The organism is Frankia sp. AiPs1 (assembly GCF_023716945.1).
In the GTDB taxonomy this organism is placed as follows: domain Bacteria; phylum Actinomycetota; class Actinomycetes; order Frankiales; family Frankiaceae; genus Frankia.
The window spans coordinates 1-17,366 of sequence record NZ_JAMQQF010000026.1 but is presented as its reverse complement, the minus strand read 5'-3'; the positions used below and the strand labels follow the sequence as shown (position 1 = coordinate 17,366).

General features: G+C 70.6%; 17 protein-coding genes. All 17 read right to left on the bottom strand.

Translation table 11 applies throughout. From position 1 onward, the window contains the following. Window positions 1-126: 126 nt before the first annotated feature. Window positions 127-384, bottom strand: coding sequence for a F0F1 ATP synthase subunit epsilon (locus tag ND748_RS05405; RefSeq protein ID WP_251744533.1), 258 nt, complete (start codon window positions 382-384; stop codon window positions 127-129). Continuing rightward, window positions 384-1,823, bottom strand: coding sequence for a F0F1 ATP synthase subunit beta (gene atpD, locus ND748_RS05400; RefSeq protein WP_251744531.1), 1,440 nt, complete (start codon window positions 1,821-1,823; stop codon window positions 384-386). Before atpD ends, ND748_RS05405 begins: the two co-directional genes overlap by 1 nt. Window positions 1,824-2,145: 322 nt before the next feature. Next, on the bottom strand, window positions 2,146-3,042 hold the full coding sequence (locus tag ND748_RS05395; RefSeq protein ID WP_251744529.1) for a F0F1 ATP synthase subunit gamma: 897 nt from the start codon (window positions 3,040-3,042) through the stop codon (window positions 2,146-2,148). Window positions 3,043-3,045: 3 nt separating this feature from the next. Continuing rightward, the gene (atpA, locus tag ND748_RS05390; RefSeq protein ID WP_251744528.1) at window positions 3,046-4,704 is read right to left on the bottom strand and encodes a F0F1 ATP synthase subunit alpha; all 1,659 of its coding nucleotides are present in this window, start codon (window positions 4,702-4,704) and stop codon (window positions 3,046-3,048) included. A gap of 75 nt (window positions 4,705-4,779) precedes the next feature. Next, window positions 4,780-5,610 (bottom strand): F0F1 ATP synthase subunit delta, encoded by an 831-nt coding sequence (locus tag ND748_RS05385; protein WP_251744526.1) that lies wholly within the window; start codon window positions 5,608-5,610, stop codon window positions 4,780-4,782. 2 nt (window positions 5,611-5,612) lie between these two features. After that, window positions 5,613-6,209, bottom strand: coding sequence for a F0F1 ATP synthase subunit B (locus tag ND748_RS05380; RefSeq protein ID WP_251744524.1), 597 nt, complete (start codon window positions 6,207-6,209; stop codon window positions 5,613-5,615). A 16-nt stretch (window positions 6,210-6,225) separates the two neighbouring features. Beyond that, window positions 6,226-6,468 (bottom strand): ATP synthase subunit C, encoded by a 243-nt coding sequence (locus ND748_RS05375; protein WP_009742208.1) that lies wholly within the window; start codon window positions 6,466-6,468, stop codon window positions 6,226-6,228. Between the two features lie 64 nt (window positions 6,469-6,532). After that, window positions 6,533-7,402: a F0F1 ATP synthase subunit A gene (gene atpB / locus ND748_RS05370; protein ID WP_251744522.1), complete on the bottom strand. Its 870-nt coding sequence runs from the start codon at window positions 7,400-7,402 to the stop codon at window positions 6,533-6,535. 719 nt (window positions 7,403-8,121) lie between these two features. Continuing rightward, window positions 8,122-8,256, bottom strand: coding sequence for a F0F1-ATPase subunit family protein (locus ND748_RS05365; RefSeq protein ID WP_251744520.1), 135 nt, complete (start codon window positions 8,254-8,256; stop codon window positions 8,122-8,124). A gap of 209 nt (window positions 8,257-8,465) precedes the next feature. Beyond that, window positions 8,466-8,903 (bottom strand): hypothetical protein, encoded by a 438-nt coding sequence (locus tag ND748_RS05360; RefSeq protein ID WP_251744518.1) that lies wholly within the window; start codon window positions 8,901-8,903, stop codon window positions 8,466-8,468. Beyond that, entirely contained in the window at window positions 8,900-10,006 is a 1,107-nt protein-coding gene (locus ND748_RS05355) for an MraY family glycosyltransferase (RefSeq protein ID WP_251744516.1), read from the bottom strand. Before ND748_RS05355 ends, ND748_RS05360 begins: the two co-directional genes overlap by 4 nt. A 144-nt stretch (window positions 10,007-10,150) precedes the next feature. Next, window positions 10,151-11,407 carry a serine hydroxymethyltransferase gene (gene glyA / locus ND748_RS05350; RefSeq protein WP_251744514.1) on the bottom strand — a complete coding sequence of 419 codons (1,257 nt, stop codon included), beginning with the start codon at window positions 11,405-11,407 and terminating at the stop codon, window positions 10,151-10,153. Between the two features lie 137 nt (window positions 11,408-11,544). Then, window positions 11,545-12,195, bottom strand: coding sequence for an L-threonylcarbamoyladenylate synthase (locus ND748_RS05345; protein WP_251744512.1), 651 nt, complete (start codon window positions 12,193-12,195; stop codon window positions 11,545-11,547). Between the two features lie 118 nt (window positions 12,196-12,313). Then, on the bottom strand, window positions 12,314-13,306 hold the full coding sequence (prmC, locus tag ND748_RS05340; RefSeq protein WP_251744510.1) for a peptide chain release factor N(5)-glutamine methyltransferase: 993 nt from the start codon (window positions 13,304-13,306) through the stop codon (window positions 12,314-12,316). Next, a complete protein-coding gene (gene prfA / locus ND748_RS05335; RefSeq protein WP_251744508.1) occupies window positions 13,303-14,373 on the bottom strand; it encodes a peptide chain release factor 1 in 1,071 nt (356 codons plus the stop codon). Before prfA ends, prmC begins: the two co-directional genes overlap by 4 nt. Before the next feature lie 135 nt (window positions 14,374-14,508). After that, window positions 14,509-14,745, bottom strand: coding sequence for a 50S ribosomal protein L31 (rpmE, locus tag ND748_RS05330; protein ID WP_011607005.1), 237 nt, complete (start codon window positions 14,743-14,745; stop codon window positions 14,509-14,511). Between the two features lie 681 nt (window positions 14,746-15,426). Continuing rightward, a partial coding sequence (rho, locus tag ND748_RS34945; RefSeq protein WP_374215851.1) for a transcription termination factor Rho occupies window positions 15,427-17,366 on the bottom strand: 1,940 nt, incomplete at its 5' end.

The window sequence follows — 17,366 nt, the reverse complement described above, 5'->3', positions numbered from 1 at the left end:
CGGGGCGCGGCCGGCCCCGGTAACGAGCGAAGGCGCGTCCCCCGCAGGGAACGCGCCCATGACTGCCTCGGCGGCCAGGCCAGGCCTGGCCTGTTCGGGGCCCGGTGTCGGGCCCCGCCGAGAAGCTCAGCTCAGCGTGGCCGTCTCGGCCAGGATGCTGACGCCCTGGTGGGTGACGGAGATGAAGCCGCCGTCGACCTGCGCCGAGATCTCCCGGCCGCCGGTCTTGACCCGCACCGTGCCACCCGGGACCAGCACCCCGAGCAGCGGCACGTGGCCGGGCAGCACGCCGAGATCACCGTCGGTGGTCCGGGCGACGACCATGTCGGCGTCGCCGGACCACACCTCCTGCTCGGGCGAGACGATCGCCACCCGGATCGGCATTACAGGTTCTCCGCGTTCTTCTCCGCGTCCTCGATGCCACCGCACATGAAGAACGCCTGCTCGGGCAGGTGGTCGTAGTCGCCCTGGGAGAGCCGCTTGAACGAGTCGATGGTCTCGTCGAGCGGCACGAACTTGCCGGGGATGTTGGTGAACTGCTCCGCGACGAAGAACGGCTGCGACAGGAACCGCTGGATCCGCCGGGCCCGGTTGACGAGGATCTTGTCCTCTTCGGAGAGCTCGTCGATGCCGAGGATGGCGATGATGTCCTGCAGGTCCTTGTAGCGCTGCAGGATCCGCTGCACCTCGCGGGCCGTGTCGTAGTGCTCCTGGCCCAGGTAGCGGGCGTCGAGGATCCGGGAGTTCGAGTCGAGCGGGCTCACGGCCGGGTAGATGCCCAGGTCGGAGATGGACCGGTCGAGCACGGTGTTGGCGTCGAGGTGGGTGAACGTCGTCGCCGGCGCGGGGTCGGTCAGGTCGTCCGCAGGCACGTAGATGGCCTGCAGCGACGTGATCGAGTGGCCGCGGGTCGAGGTGATGCGCTCCTGGAGCACGCCCATCTCGTCGGCGAGCGTCGGCTGGTAACCCACGGCGGACGGCATCCGGCCGAGCAGGGTGGACACCTCCGAACCCGCCTGGGTGAACCGGAAGATGTTGTCGATGAACAGCAGCACGTCCTGCTTCTGGACGTCCCGGAAGTACTCGGCCATGGTCAGCGCGCCCAGCGCCACCCGCAGCCGGGTGCCGGGCGGCTCGTCCATCTGGCCGAAGACGAGGGCGGTGTCGTCGATGACGCCGGCCTCGGTCATCTCCAGGAACAGGTCGTTGCCCTCGCGGGTGCGCTCACCGACGCCGGCGAACACCGACACGCCACCGAACTCCTTGGCGACCCGGCGGATCATCTCCTGGATGATGACGGTCTTGCCGACGCCGGCACCGCCCATCAGGCCGATCTTGCCGCCTCGCACGTACGGGGCGAGCAGGTCGATGACCTTGATCCCGGTGGTGAACATCTCGGTCTTGGACTCGAGCTGGTCGAACGCCGGCGCCGCCCGGTGGATCGACCACCGCGTCTCGGCGTCGACCTTCTCGACGTCGAGCGGGGTGCCGAGCACGTTGAACACGTGCCCCTTGGTGGCGTCGCCGACGGGCACAGTGATCGGCGCGCCGGTGTCCCGCACGACGGCGCCGCGGACCAGACCATCGGTCTGCTGCATGGCGATGGCGCGCACCGTGTTGTCGCCGATGTGCTGGGCGACCTCCAGCGTCAGCGTCCGGGTCTCGCCGCTGATCGTGCGGTCGACCTCAAGTGCCTGGTAGATCTCTGGGAGCTCGTCCGGCGCGAACTCCACGTCGACGACCGGTCCGATGACTCGGGCGACCCGGCCGATCCCCGGGGTCCGGCCCTCAGCCGTGGCCGGCGAGCTGGTGGTGACGGTCATGGCGTCCTCAGTTTCCCATCATTGCCCGTCGCCGCAGCCTCGGGCTAGCCGTACTCTCTGGCACCTCCGGCACCGTCGACGAGGCGGGCGCGTCCCCGCCCGCCTCGTCGGCGGCGCCGTACTTCTACGTTGTCGTCGTCTCTCGGTGTCGGCTGGTCCGGGTGATCGAGATGAGGTGGGTGCTTGTCCCCCGACGGTGCCTCACCTCGATGACACGCCCTTCCGCGCGAGGGCGCCCTGTGTCCAGTGTCACCTAATGTTTCCGGCGACGCGACGACATGGGGGACGACCTCGTCTCCCGGTCGCGCGCCGCCGGATCATGTCAGGAGGCCGATGACAGGGCGTTGGCACCGCCGACGATCTCGGAGATCTCCTGGGTGATGGCGTCCTGCCGGGCCCGGTTGGCCTGCCGGGTGTAGCTGCGGATCAGGTCCTCGGCGTTGTCTGTCGCCGACTTCATCGCCCGCTGCCGCGCCGCCGACTCCGACGCCGCCGACTCCAGCATCGCCGCGTACAGACGACTCTCGACGTACCGGGGCAGCAGCGCGTCGAGCACCGCCTCCGCGGACGGCTCGAACTCGTACTGGGGCAGCGGACCGCCGGCCGGCGGCTCGTTGGTCTCGGTGAGCACCATCGGCAGCAGCCGGCGCGCGACCGGCGTCTGCGTGAGCGCGGAGACATACTCGGTGTGGACGACGTGGATCTCGTCGACCCCGCCGCTTTCACCCGATGCAACGAACGAGGCGATGAGAGCGTCCCCGACCGACTTGGCGTCGGCGTAGCTCGGCTGCTCGGAGAAGCCGGTGTACTCGCCGCTGATCGCCCGGCCGCGGAAGCGGTAGTAGCCCACTCCCTTACGACCGATGACGTGCAGCTCCGGCTCCTTGCCCTCCGAGCGCAGCAACTCGATGAGCTCGTTGGCCCGCCGCAGCGCGTTCGAGCTGTAGCCGCCGGCCAACCCTCGGTCGCTGGTGATCACCACGACCGCGGCCCGGACGGGCTGGGGTCGCTCGGTGGTCAGCGGGTGGCTGATCGTCGTCTGCGACGCCACCGCCTCGATCACCCGGGTGATCTCCTCGGCGTAGGGGCGGGCCGCGGCGACCCGCGCCCGGGCCTTCGCGATCCGGGAGGCCGCGATCAGCTCCATCGCCCTGGTGATCTTCTTCGTCGACTGCACCGAGCGAATGCGCCGCCGGTACTCGCGAAGCTGCCCCGCCATGGGTCAGCCCTCGTCGGCGGTGCGTGCCGGCGCCCGGTGGACCGGGATCGACTCCTGCCGCACCGCACTCGGGTCCAGCGGCTTGGCCGGTGCCTCGTTGATCAGCGGGCTGCCGTCAGACAGCGTGAACTGCTGCTTGAACCCGGCGATCGCCCGCTCGAGCTGGCCGACCGTTTCGTCGTCGAGCTTGCCGGAGCCCAGGATGGTGTCGTAGATCCCCTGGCTCGACCGACCGAGGTAGTCGAGGAACTCGCCCTCGAACCGACGGACGTCCGCGATCGGCACGTCGTCGAGCTTGCCGGTGGTGCCGGCCCAGATCGACACGACCTCCCGCTCGACCGGGAACGGCCGGTTCTGCGGCTGCTTGAGCAGCTCGACGAGGCGGGCGCCCCGGGCGAGCTGGTCACGCGAGGCCTTGTCCAGGTCGGAGCCGAACGCGGAGAACGCCTCCAACTCGCGGTACTGGGCGAGGTCCAGGCGCAGCCGGCCGGCGACGGACTTCATCGCCTTCGTCTGCGCGCTGCCGCCGACGCGGGACACCGAGGTGCCGACGTTGATGGCGGGGCGCACGCCCTGGTTGAACAGGTCCGACTCCAGGAAGATCTGGCCGTCGGTGATCGAGATGACGTTCGTCGGGATGTAGGCCGAGATGTCGCTGGCCTTCGTCTCGATGATCGGCAGCCCCGTCAGCGACCCGCCGCCGAGCTCGTCGGACAGCTTCGCGCAGCGCTCCAGCAGGCGGGAGTGCAAGTAGAACACGTCGCCGGGGTACGCCTCACGTCCCGGCGGGCGGCGCAGCAGCAGCGAGATCGCCCGGTACGCCTCGGCCTGCTTGGACAGGTCGTCGAAGACGATCAGTGCGTGCTGGCCGTTGTACATCCAGTGCTGGGCGATCGCGGAGCCCGCGTACGGCGCGATGTACTTGAAGCCGGCCGGCTCGTCGGCCGGGGCGGCGACGATCGTGGTGTAGGCCAGCGCGCCGGCCTCCTCGAGGGTGTTCACCACCTCGCGGATGGTCGTCTTCTTCTGGCCGATCGCCACGTAGACGCACTTGACCTGCTTGGACGGATCGCCCGAGGCCCAGTTGTCCCGCTGGTTGATGATCGCGTCGATGGCCACCGTCGTCTTGCCGGTCTGCCGGTCACCGATGATCAGCTGACGCTGGCCACGGCCGATGGCGGTCATGGAGTCGATCGCCTTGATGCCCGTCAGCAGCGGCTCCTTCACCGGCTGGCGCTGGACGACCGAGGGCGCCTGCAGCTCCAGGGCTCGGGTGCCCTCGGACTGGATCTCACCGAGGCCGTCGATCGGCCGCCCGAGCGGGTCGACGACCCGGCCGAGGAAGCCGTCCCCGACCGGGACGGCGAGGATCTCCCCGGTGCGGCGGACCTCCTGCCCCTCCTCGATGGTCTCGGACTCACCGAGGATGACGGTGCCGATCTCGCCGACTTCGAGGTTCAGCGCGAGACCCAGCACGCCGCCTTTGAACTCCAGCAGCTCGTTGGTCATCGTGTGCGGAAGACCCTCGACCCGGGCGATGCCGTCACCGGTGACGACGACCCGGCCGACCTCCTCCCGGCCGGCGGAGGTGGCCTGGAAGGAGTCGACGTACTCCCGTAGGGCGTCGCGGATCTCCTCCGGCCGGATGGAGAGCTCAGTCATCGCTTACGTCCTTCGTCGTTCATCGCTGGCAGGGCAGGTCGCCTGGGCGCTGTCATGGTCATGACCGCCACCCGGCTATCGGAGCAGCGCCCGGCGCGCGGCGGCCAGGCGGCGTAGCACGCTGCCGTCGACCACCTCGTCGCCGACCTTCACCACGACCCCGCCCAGGAGATCGGGATCGAGATCAACCTGAAGTTGGATCTGGCGGCCGAAGTACCGGCTGATCGCCGCGCCCAGGCGGGTGATGACCTCGTCAGTCAACGGCACCGCCGTGCGCACGATCGCGACGACCCGACCCCGGCGGGCCGCGGCGATCCGGCTGAAGTCGGCCAGGCGACGCTCGACGTCACCGTGGATCCTGTCTGCCGCGGCCTGCTGGGCCAGCCGCAGCGTGACCGGGTGGGCCCGACCGGACAGCAGCCGGGCCAGCAGCGCGTTCTTGACCGACGCCGGCGCGGCCGGATCGGTCAGCGCCAGGGCGAGCTGCGGGTTCTGGCCGAGGATCCGGGCGAACCGGAACAGCTCGTCCTCGACCTCCTCCAGCGCCCTGTCCCGCTCCGCTTCGACCAGCAGGGCCTCGACGCTCAGTTCGAGCAGCGCGTACTGCAGGTCGACCGGCCGGGACCAGCGCGCCGAGACCGCGGTCTGCACGATCCGCAGGCTCACCGCGTCGAGCTGGCGACCGAGCAGCCGGGCCGCGAGCTCCGTGCGCGCCGTCGGGGGCGCTCCGGGATCGGTCAGCGCGCGGCGCACGGTCGGCTCCCGGCGAAGCAGGTCGGCGACGGCCCGCAGGTCGTCGGCAACGCGGCTGGCGTCCACCGGGGTGACGACGCCCAGCGGCGTCGCCGTGGCCTCGTCGAGGGTGGCCCGCGCCGTGGCGAGCCCGTGCCTGCTGGCTCCCTCCACCGTCAGCCTCCCGACCCCACCGGCGCGGGGGTGCTGCCCGCACCCTCGGCCGAGTTGTCCAGGGCGGCGATGAAGTCGTCGACGAGCCGGGCCTGGGTGGCGGTGCTCTCCACCTGGTAGCCGACGATCTTTGCAGCGAGGTCGATCGCGATCACGCCGACCTCCCGGCGGACCTGGGCCACGATCTGCGCCCGGTCGGCCAGGAGCTGAGCGTCGGCGCGCTCCTTGATCTCGGCGATCTCCCGCTGCGCGGCCGTGCGGAGCTCCTCGACGATCTGCCGGCCCTCGGTGTGCGCATCGTCCCGGATGCGCGCGGCCTCGGCCCGGGCCTCGGCGAGCTGAGCCCGGTACTGCTCCAGCAGTGCCTGCGCCTCGAGTTGCGCGGCCTCGGCGCGGGCAAGCCCGCCCTCGATGCGCTCGGTGCGCTGCGCGTAGGTCTTCGCGATCTGCGGGCGGATCTTCCAGAAGAAGAATGCCACCAGCAGCCCGAAGGCCAGGGTGCCGATGAGCAGTTCGCTCAGCGGCGGGATGAGAACGTTCTCGTCGGAGTGTCCGCTCTCGCTTGCGGCGAGAAGGATGGCGGCGGTTGATGCGCTCATGGTCGCTGCCGCCGGTTTACGGGAAGACGAAGGGAACGACGAAGCCGATAAGCGCGAGCGCCTCGGCGAGGGCGAAGCCGATCAGCATGTACCGGAAGGCGACCTGCTCCGCCTCGGGCTGCCGGGCAATCGCCTGGACGCCGAGACCGAAGATGAGACCGATGCCGATACCCGGGCCGATGGCAGCCAGACCGTAGGCCACGGCGCCGAGGCTCCCGGTCACGGCGTCCTTGGAGGCGAGAACGATCGAGGGGTCCATTACGGTGCTTTTCCTATTCAGTCGGGCACCGGGACTCGGCCGGTGCTGGGGGGAGGGTTCAGAACTAGGCGTGCGCCGCTGCCGGCACGCCCAGCGGGGCGTGCTCGGCGAGTTCCTCGGACGGAGCAACCTCGTGCTCTCCGTGCGCCATCGCTCCGCCGATGTAGGCGGCGGTGAGGATGGTGATGATGTACGCCTGGAGGGCATCGATGACGAGCTCGAACGCCGTGAGGACGACCGCCACGAGCAGTGACGCAACGCCGAATACGAAGGGAGGCTTGGGCAGCAGGTAGTCCGCGCCCAGCGAGAAGACCAACAGCAGGAGGTGACCGGCGAACATGTTCGCGAACAGTCGGATGGCCAGCGTGAACGGCCGTACGATCAGTGTCGACAGGATCTCGATCGGGCCCAGCAGCAGGCGGATCGCCAGCGGCGCGGTGGGCGCCGGGTCGATCATCTCTTTGAAGTACGCGCCGGCGCCGTTGGACTTGATGCCCGCGTAGATGAACATCACCCAGGTGACGACGGCGAGGACCATCGGGACCGCGATGCGCGAGGTCGCCGGGAACTGAGCCGCCGGGATGATCGCGAGGAGGTTGCTGACCAGCACGAAGCTGAACAGGACCAGCAGGTAGGGCGTGTAGCGCGCGCCCTTCTCCCCGATGACCCCGCGGGCGATCTGCAGATCGACGAAGTCGTACGCAGACTCGCACAGGTTCTGGATCCCGCGAGGTATGATTTTAGCTCGACGGAAACCCAGCCAGAAGATCACGCCGACGAACAGCGCGGCGAAGATCGTAAGCGCGGTGGCCTTGTTGAGGTAGAGATTGACCGAGCCGATCCCGACATCGAACCAGTGCGGAGTCTGGAAGACCTCCTTCGTGGGGCCTTCGAAGCCCTCATCAGCGAGGACCGGCACGACAAACACCTCCATGATCGATTAAGTAGCGCGTCCACGGCTCAGCGAGGTTGCCGTGCCGGCGGCAGATTGCCCCCACCCTACCGGGTTCGCACGACACGCTCACACCGAAGAACGACCCGCCGCCAACCGGCGACAGTGCCTCGAGGGACACCTCGACAAGCCCAGGCCCTGATGGGTGTCGGCAGGCCGACGTCCTGTTGCCCGCGATACTATCCACACCGGCGCGCCACAGGCACCAACTCGCTTCGAGGTTCACCCTGGTTCATGTGCGCGTTGTCCGGAGGTTTCGCTCCGTTGATGACGATTCCACATTGCGTGACCACCTCATGACGTCCAGTTCGCGCTGACGCCCACCGGCGGGCCGTCGCTCGCCGTGGTGCCGGGACGTGTACGGGTTGCGGTCATCTCACCACTCCCTCCCGGCGGTCCGCCGCTTGCGCCCACTCTTGCCTATTTCGCCCGCGACGTCGATGACCTGGGAGGTCATGGTTGCGCCGGTGGGACCGGTGCGCGGTCGTCGCGGGTTTTCCGTTGACCGGTGAGATCGCGACGAATCGGCCGGCCACACCCATCGAACAGCGGGGAATGGTCGGATAGACAGGTCCACGGGAGGGAACGCCCCGGTCCATTCGGAACGGGCCGGCCGGGACCATCGGGGTGCAACGAACGGGACGACCGGAACGTCCCCACCAAGACCGGTAAATAGGGGCGAACGACCCCCGACCAACCGGCTAGCGCTGAGTCAGCCGGTAGATGACCAGGTACATGGCGGCTCCCATGCCGATCGCGAAGCCGATGGGCAGGAACAGCGCCCGAAAACCGAACAGTCGGTCGGCACCAAAGCCCACCAGTCCCCAGAACGCCATCCCGGCGATCAGAGTTCCAAAGACGTTCCATGCCTCGCCGGGGTGCTGCCCGCCCCGGGCACGCTGCCGGGGCGGATGACCGGACGGGCGTGGAGTGCTGGCACTTTCGGGTGGTCCACCATCGGGCCCCTGCCGCCGCGCGCCGCCGTCGGCCGGCCCTGAACGCCGGTCGCTCCGGTCGCTCCGGTCGCTCCGGTCGCTTCGGTCGGTCATCGCGTCGGCGGCCGCCGCGCGGCGTCCCAGGCGCCGGGGCGATCCGGGTCGAAAAAGGGCACCCGGGTGTGGGTCGCAACCCAGAGTTCGGCGCCCATCCAGGCGAAGACGCCGGCAAAGATCGACCAGGCGAAGGCCTGCAGGTCGAGCGTCGAGCTGTCCTGAAGCCCCAGCAGCACCGCCCCGAGCACGGCGATCTTCAGCGCGTAGGTGCCGAGGGCCGCCGGCAGCAGCAGGTGCGGCGCCCGACGGGCGACCGCGCCCACCGCCAGCTTGCTGATGGTGAAGAACGCGACGACGATCGCGAGCCCCAGCGCCGCGCTCAGCGCGCCGGTCCCGCCGCGCAGCCCGGCGGAGATCGCCACGGCGGGCAGCGCGAGCGCGAGAGTGAGGAGCAGACCCAGTCGGATCACCCGGGCCGCCGGCACGATCACGCGCGTGCCGACTTCTGCGTGCGGACCAGCAGCGCGAGCAGCGCCGCGAGCCCGACCCCGACGGTGGCGACGAGGATCGGCAGGGGAGAGGCGGAGAACGACGCGGCGACACCGCCGAACCCAACCAGAGCCGCCCAGAAATACATGAACAGAACCGCCCTCACGTGCGAATTGCCGATCTCCAGCATGCGATGGTGGAGATGCATCTTGTCGGCCGCGAACGGCGACCGTCCCGCCCGCGTCCGCCGGATGACCGCCAGCCCGAGGTCGAGGAAGGGAACAGCGAGGACGGCCACGGGAATCGCCAGCGGGATCAGCGACGGATACGACCGCGAGGGTCCAGCGTAACCCCCGTAGGCGACCTGCCCGGTGACGGAGATCATCGAGGCGGCGGACAGCAGGCCGATCAGCATCGAGCCGGAGTCGCCCATGAACAACCGAGCCGGATTGAAGTTGTGCGGCAGGAACCCGACGCACACCCCGGCGGTGACCGCGGCGAGCAGGGCCGCGGGCGACGCCCGGTAGAAGCCGTCGATCACCGCGATCTCGTAGGCGAAGTAGAAGGTCGCCAGCGACGCGATCGCCGCGACCCCGGCGGCGAGCCCGTCGAGCCCGTCGATGAAGTTCATCGCGTTGATCAGCACGACGGTGACGAGGATCGACAGCGGGACGGCGGTCTCCGGGCCGAAGCTCAGCGTGGTCTCGCTGTTGCGGTCGATGGCGAACGACCACTGGACGCCGAGCAGCACCATGATGCCGGCGGCGGCGACCTGGCCGGCGAGCTTGGTCAGGGAGTCCAGCTCCCACCGGTCGTCTGCGACCCCGAGCAGGCAGATCAGCGTGCCGGCGATGAGCACCGCCCGCGTCTCCGACCAGTCCTGGGACACCACGGACAGGAACGGCAGCCGGTCGGCCACCTCCAGCCCGGCGTAGAGGCCGGCGAGCATCGCCAGGCCGCCGAGCCGGGGTGTCGGGATCGCGTGGACGTCCCGGTCGCGGACTCCGGCTACGGCGCCGATGCGCATGGCGAAGACCCGGGCCAGCGGCGTGGCGAGGAATGTCACCGCCGCCGAGACCACGAAGACGAGCAGGTACTCGCGCACCGTCGGGTATCTCCCACTGCCGACCCGGATGTGGTGGAAACGCTGTGGTGGAAACGCTGTCGTGGAAACGTTGCTGTGGAACCGTTGCTGTGGAACCGTTGCTGTGAAAACGCTGTGGTGGAAACGCTGTCGCGGAAACGCGGCCTACCGCGGGTACGCGGGGTGCCGTTCGACGAGCGTGGCGACGCCCGCGGCGATGTCCGCGGTGGCGGCGGGATCACGCACCGCCCGGGCGATCAGGACGGCGATCTCCTTCATCTCGCCCTCCCGCATTCCCTGGGTGGTGACCGCCGGTGTGCCGACCCGGATCCCGGAGGAGATCGCGGGCGGCTGCGGATCGTAGGGGATCGCGTTCTTGTTCAGGGTGATGCCGGCGGCGTCGCAGCGGATCTCGGCTTCTCGCCCGCTGACCCCGAGCTCGCGCAGGTCGAGCAGCGCGAGGTGGGTGTCGGTGCCCCCGGCGACCGGCCGGACGCCCTCGGCGGCGAGCCCCTCGGCCAGCACCTGCGCGTTGGCCACCACCTGGCGAGCGTACTGGGCGTAGGCGGGGGTGGCCGCCTCCCGCAGCGCGACGGCCTTCGCCGCCACCGCGTGCATCAGCGGTCCGCCCTGGCTGAACGGGAACACCGCCTTGTCAATGCGCCCGGCCAGCTCCTCGCGGGAAAGGATCATGCCGCCGCGGGGGCCGCGCAGCACCTTGTGCGTGGTGAAGCTGACGACGTCGGCGTACGGCACGGGGCTGGGGATGGCGCCGCCCGCGACCAGCCCGATGAAGTGAGCCGCGTCCACCATCAGCCACGAGCCGACCTCGTCGGCGATGGACCGGAAGGCGGCGAAGTCGATCAGACGCGGGTAGGCGGTCGCACCACAGATGATCATCTTGGGGCGATGTTGGCGGGCCAGGTCACGGACCTGGTCGTAGTCGATGAGCTCGGTGTCCTCGCGCACGCCGTAGGCGACGACGTCGAACCACTTCCCGGAGAAGCTCACCTTGCTGCCGTGGGTGAGGTGACCGCCGTGCGGCAGCGACATCGCCAGCACCGTGTCGCCCGGGGTCAGCAGCGCCGCGTACACGGCGAAGTTGGCCGACGCGCCCGAATGCGGCTGCAGGTTGGCGTGCTCGGCGCCGAAGAGCTCCTTCGCCCGCGCGATGCCGATCTCCTCGGCCCGGTCGACCACCTGGCAGCCGCCGTAGTACCGCCGCCCGGGATAACCCTCGGCGTACTTGTTCGACAGCGTCGAACCCAGTGCCGCGAGCACCGCCGGCGAGGTGAGGTTCTCGCTCGCGATGAGCTGCAGGCCTCCCCGCAGCCGCGCCAGCTCGTCGAGCACCACCTCGGCGATGTCCGGATCCGTGTCGGCGAGCTGGTTGAAGTCCGGGCCCCAGAACGGGGTGCTCATCGCGTATCCACCTCCTGCGCTCGTGCCGCCCGATCGGGACCAATGGTCCTCCGCGTCGGCACAGCCCTCCACTCGGGCCGGCCCGAAGCCGGCCCGAAGCCGGGTCGAGGCCGGGTCAGGACCGGGTCGAGGCCGGGTCAGCGGCCGGCGGGTTCCCGCACCAGGGGCAGGACCTCGCGCAAGGCCTCAAGGCCGACGGCGCCGCTGCGGACCACGACCGGTACCTCACCGGTGCAGTCGACGATGGTCGAGGGCACGGCCGCCGGGCACGGGCCGCCGTCGAGATACACCTCGGCGGCGCCGCCGAGCTGGTCGACCGCCTCGTCCGCCGTGGTCGCCGGCGGCTGGCCGCTGATGTTCGCGCTGGAGACGGCCATCGGACCGGTGCGGCCCAGCAGCTCGATCGCCACCGGGTGCAGCGGCATGCGCACCGCCACGGTGCCCCGGCCCTCGCCGAGGTCCCAGCGCAGCGATGCCGCGTGCCGGACCACGAGCGTCAGCCCGCCCGGCCAGAACGCCGAGATCAGATCCTTCACCTGCGGAGTCTTCCGGTCGATGAGTCCGTCCAGGGTCCGCCAGGAGCCGACCAGGACCGGGACGGGCATGTTGCGCCCGCGCCCCTTGGCGGCCAGCAGCGCGGCCACAGCCTCCCGATCGAACGCGTCGGCCCCCAGGCCGTACAGCGTGTCGGTGGGCAGCACCACCAGGCTGCCACGGCCCACGGCGGCGACCGCCGCGTCCAGCCCACGGGCCCGCTCGGCCTCGTCGGAACAGTCGAAGCGCTGCATCACCCCTCCTCCCCTGTCACGCGCTCTGCCCCTTCACTCGCTCTGCCCTCTGACGCACTCTGCCCTTTGACACGCTCTGCCCGGTCACTCGCTCTGCCCGGTCACGCACTCTGCCCGGTCACTCGCTCTGCCCGGCGCCGATCCGGCGCCGGCCGCTGACGAATCGGTCCCGCCCGGCCAGGTCGGGATGGTCGGCCACCTCCGCCCACCGCCCGTCGGCCCGCAGCAGGCCCGGTGCGGCGCCACCGTGACCGTCGGCGTGCTCGACGACGAGCAGGCCCCCGGGACGCAGCAGCAGAGCCGCCATCGCGACGACCGCACGCACCACCTCGAGGCCGTCCGCGCCGCCCCACAACGCCCGGGGCGGGTCGTGCTCGCCCACCTCGGGCTCCACCTCGCCGCGGTCGGCATCCGGAAGATACGGCGGATTGCTGACGACCAGGTCGACCGACCCGGCGAGCCGGGCAAGCGACGCGGTCGGCGCGGCGGTGACGTCGGCCTCGTGCACGGTGACCGGGTGTCCGCTCGCCGCAACGTTACGCCGCAGCCAGCCAAGGGCGGCGGGGTCCACCTCCACGGCGTGCACCCGGGCGCCGGGCACCTCCGCGGCCAGGGACAGCGCAATCGCCCCGGATCCCGCGCACAGGTCCACACACACCGGGCCGCCGGGCACCGCAGGCGCCGTGGACGAGGCGAACGGGGTCGACAAATCGGCCGGAGCGGACGAGGCCGACGAGGCGAACGAGGCGGTCAGGGCGGGCAGCGCCGCGAGGGCCCACCCCACGACCGATTCGGTCTCCGGCCGGGGGATGAACACCCCGGGCCCGACGGCGAGGTCAAGATAGCGGAACCCGGCGACGCCGGTCAGGTGCTGCAGCGGCTCACGCCGGGCCCGCCGGCCCACGAGTTCGTCGAGACGCTCGGCGGCCGACGGGGTCAGCTCGTCGATGAGCACCAGCCGGGCCCGGGGGACGCCCAGGGCGAACGCGGCCAACTGCTCGGCGTCGGCGCGGGGGCTGGCGACCCCGGCCGATCGCAGCCGTTCGGTGGCCCGCGCGAGCCAGGCCGCGAGCGCCACGGCGGGCCCGCGGGTCACCGACGGGCCGGTCATGACCCCTGGGCGGCCAACCGGGCCGCCAGATCGGCGGCGGCGAGCGCGTCCAACACCTCGTCGAGTTCGCCGTCGAGCACCTGGTCGAGGTTGTGCGCCTTGTATCCGACCCGGTGGTCGCTGATCCGGTTCTCGGCGAAGTTGTAGGTACGTACCCGCTCCGAACGGTCCACGGTGCGAACCTGGCTGGCGCGCGCTATCGATGCCTCCGACTCGGCCTTCTCCCGGGCGACGCCGAGCAGCCGGGCGCGCAGGATCCGCAGCGCGGACTCCTTGTTCTGGAGCTGGCTCTTCTCGTTCTGGCAGGACACCACCAGACCGGTCGGCACGTGCGTGATCCGGACCGCCGAGTCGGTGGTGTTCACACTCTGCCCACCGGGTCCGGACGAGCGGAACACGTCGATGCGCAGGTCGTTCGGGTCGATCTCGACGTCGACCTCCTCCGCCTCGGGCAGCACCAGCACCCCGGCTGCCGAGGTGTGGATGCGCCCGGCGGACTCCGTCACCGGCACCCGCTGAACGCGGTGCACCCCGCCCTCGAACCGCAGGCGGCCGTAGACGCCGTCGCCGGGGGCTGAACCACGGGCCTTCACCGCCACGCTGACGTCGCGGTAGCCACCGAGATCGGACGGGTTGGCGTCGAGGATCTCGGCCTTCCAGCCGCGGCGCTCCGCGTAGCGCAGGTACATCCGCAGCAGGTCGCCGGCGAACAGCGCCGACTCCTCGCCGCCCGCGCCGGCCTTGACCTCCAGGATGGCGTCCCGGGCGTCGTCGGGATCGACCGGGACCAGGTACGCCCGCAGCCGCTCGTTGAGCCCGGCCAGTTCGGCGTCGAGATCATTGACCTCCCCGCGGAACGACGTGTCCTCTGCGGCGAGCTCGCGGGCGGCGGCGAGATCGCCCTCCACCCGCTCGAGCTCCCGGGCCAGATCGACGACCGGGGCGAGCTGCGCGTAGCGGCGACTCAGGGCACGGGCCTTCGCGGGGTCGTTGTGCACCGCCGGATCGGCGAGCTGCCCCTCGATCTCGGCGTGCTCCGCGACGAGGCCGTCGAGCGGGGACGTCATGGTGGTTCCTCTTCGCACGTCACGGTCCCGGACGCCGCACGGCTCCGGAACCAGGGTCGGCGGGGCGGCGCTGCCTGCGGCGCCCCGGACGCAAACGGCGCCCGCCCGGGGATCCGGACGGGCGCCGTGGCCGCACTACTTCGCGCCGCCGACCTTCTCGCCGGGGCGCCGCCGGCCGAACCGGCGCTCGAACTTCTCGACCCGCCCGCCGACGTCGAGGATCTTCTGCTTGCCCGTGTAGAACGGGTGGCACTGCGAGCAGACCTCGGCGTTGACCACGCCGTTCTCCTTGGTACTGCGGGTGGTGAAGGTGCTCCCGCAGGTACAGTTCACGGTCGTCTCGTGGTAAGTCGGGTGGATGTCAGCCTTCATGGTCCCTCTTTCGATGTGGCCGCCGGGTCGCCGTCCGGGCTGGAGGGCGTGAACCGGAGCCGTTCTGCTGTCAGTCTGCCAGAGACGGACGCCACGTCCGCCGGTGACTTTCCCAGGGGTGTCAACGCCCCCACGGGCCGAGCTGTTCCGCCCCGGTTCCGCCCACCGCCCTCGCTCAGATCCCCGCCCAGCCCTCACGTTCCGTGACATGAGTTGGTGCGACCGAGGCGGGTCGCGAACCGGGTGAAGGCTCATACGGCGGCAGATGCGTGGAAGAGCGCCTCCATGGTTCTTCTACAGGGTTCGACGTCCGGTTCATCCCTACAGAAGAGACAGGTGGCGACGTTCCCATGCACAACACCCTTGCGGGGCAGTGCCGGTAGGTCGAGCGGGGAGGCGGGGCACCGTCTGCCGTCACACCCCGTCGCCATACCGCACCGAACTGATGAGCCGCCGCGCCAGCGGATCGAGGTTCCCGCCTTCGACGCCCCGGCTCCCCCAGCCGGACCGCCATGGTCGACCCGGCGTCACCCCGCACGGCGCCACACGACCCCGGGCTCCCACATTTCGCCGAAGGCCCGACGGCTCCCCCAGCCGGACCGCCGAAGGCGATCCGGCGTCACCCCGTACGGCGCCCAAGGACCTGGGGTCCCCACATTTCGCCGAAGGCGAAATGTGGGGCTAGTCCTGCGGCGGCGCCGTCTTCGCGATCTGCATGAGGAACTCGTAGTTCGTCCGGGACTGCTTGAGCCGGTCGAGGAGGAGCTCCAATGCCTGCTGGTTTTCCCGGGTGTGGAGCACCCGGCGCAGCTTGTGCATGATCGAGAGCTCCTCGGGGGCGAGGAGGATCTCTTCCTTACGGGTGCTGGAGGCGTCGACGTCGACCGCCGGGAAGATCCGCTTGTCGGCGATCTTGCGGTCGAGCTTGAGCTCGGCGTTACCCGTCCCCTTGAACTCCTCGAAGATCACGGTGTCCATCGTCGAGCCCGTCTCGACCAGGGCCGTCGCGATGATCGTCAGCGACCCGCCGTTCTCGATGTTGCGCGCCGCGCCGAGGAAACGCTTCGGCGGGTAGAGCGCGGTCGAGTCGACACCACCGGACAGGATCCGGCCGGAGGCGGGGGCGGCCAGGTTGTAGGCGCGGCCCAGCCGAGTGATCGAGTCAAGCAGGACGACGACGTCGTGGCCGAGTTCGACCAGGCGCTTGGCCCGCTCGATGGAGAGCTCGGCGACGTTGGTGTGATCAGCCGGCGGACGGTCGAAGGTGGAGGCGATGACCTCACCCTTCACCGAACGCTGCATGTCGGTGACTTCCTCCGGCCGCTCGTCGACGAGGACGACCATGAGGTGGACTTCCGGGTTGTTCGTGGTGATCGCGTTCGCGATGGACTGCAGCACCATCGTCTTACCGGCCTTGGGCGGGCTGACGATGAGGGCGCGCTGCCCCTTGCCGATCGGCATGACCAGGTCGATGACCCGCGTGGTGAGCAGGTGGGGCTCGGTCTCCATCCGCAGACGCTCCTGCGGGTACAGCGGCGTGAGCTTGGTGAACTCGGGCCGCCCGCGCGCCTCGTCGGGTTCCATCCCGTTGATCGTGTCCAGCCGGACCAGGGCGTTGTACTTGTCCCGACGCTGCTCCCCCTCCTGCGGGGCGCGCACGACGCCGGTGATGGCGTCGCCGCGGCGCAGCCCGTTGCGGCGCACCTGGGCCAGGCTGACGTAGACATCCGTCGGGCCGGTCAGGTAGCCGCTGGTCCGGACGAAGGCGTAGTTGTCCAGGACGTCCAGGATGCCGGCAACCGGCACGAGGACGTCGTCCTCGCGCACCACCGGCTCGTTCTCCACCGGACCGGGCTGCCCGCCGCGGCCACGATTGCGGCCACGCTCGCGGAAGCGGCCCCGTCGGCTGCGGCCGGCAAAGTCGTCGTCGCTCTGGCCGTTCTGGCCGGCACGGTCACTACCCGGACGGTCAGCGCCGGCACGGTCACTACCCGGACGCTCGCCGCCGGAACGGTCACTGCCCACGCGGTCACCGGAACGGTCGCTGCCGGCACGGTCACTACCCGAACGGTCACTACCCGAACGGTCACCGCCGGAACGGTCACTGCCCGAGCGGTCACTGCCCGAGCGGTCACTGCCCGAGCGGTCACTGCCCGAGCGGTCACTGCCGGAACGGTCGCCCTGGGTCCGGTCGGCGCGACCCGATGAACGGTCACCGGACTGCCGCTCCTGGCGATCCCCGCCGGAACGACGGTCCGTGCCCTGGCGATCGTTCGTGGGACGCTCGCCGCCGTCGGAACGGCCGCTGTCTCCGGCCCGCCCGCTGTCACCCGAGCGACCGCTGTCACCCGAGCGACCGTTGTCACCCGAGCGACCGTTGTCACCGGCGCGGTCGCGGCGGTCTTCACGGCCACGAGCAGCGCCTTCGCCCTGTCGACCGGGGCTGGTCGCCGGCTGCGTGGGGGCGGACTGGGTGGGGGCGGCCTGGGCGGAGGCGGCGGCGACTGGCTGCGTGGAGACGGCCGCGGGCTGCGCCGGGGCCGTCGCGACGGGGGCCGGACGGGTCTCGACGACCGTGTCGCCGGCCGGGTCCGGCAGGGTCGGCTGCTCGAGGGCGGGGC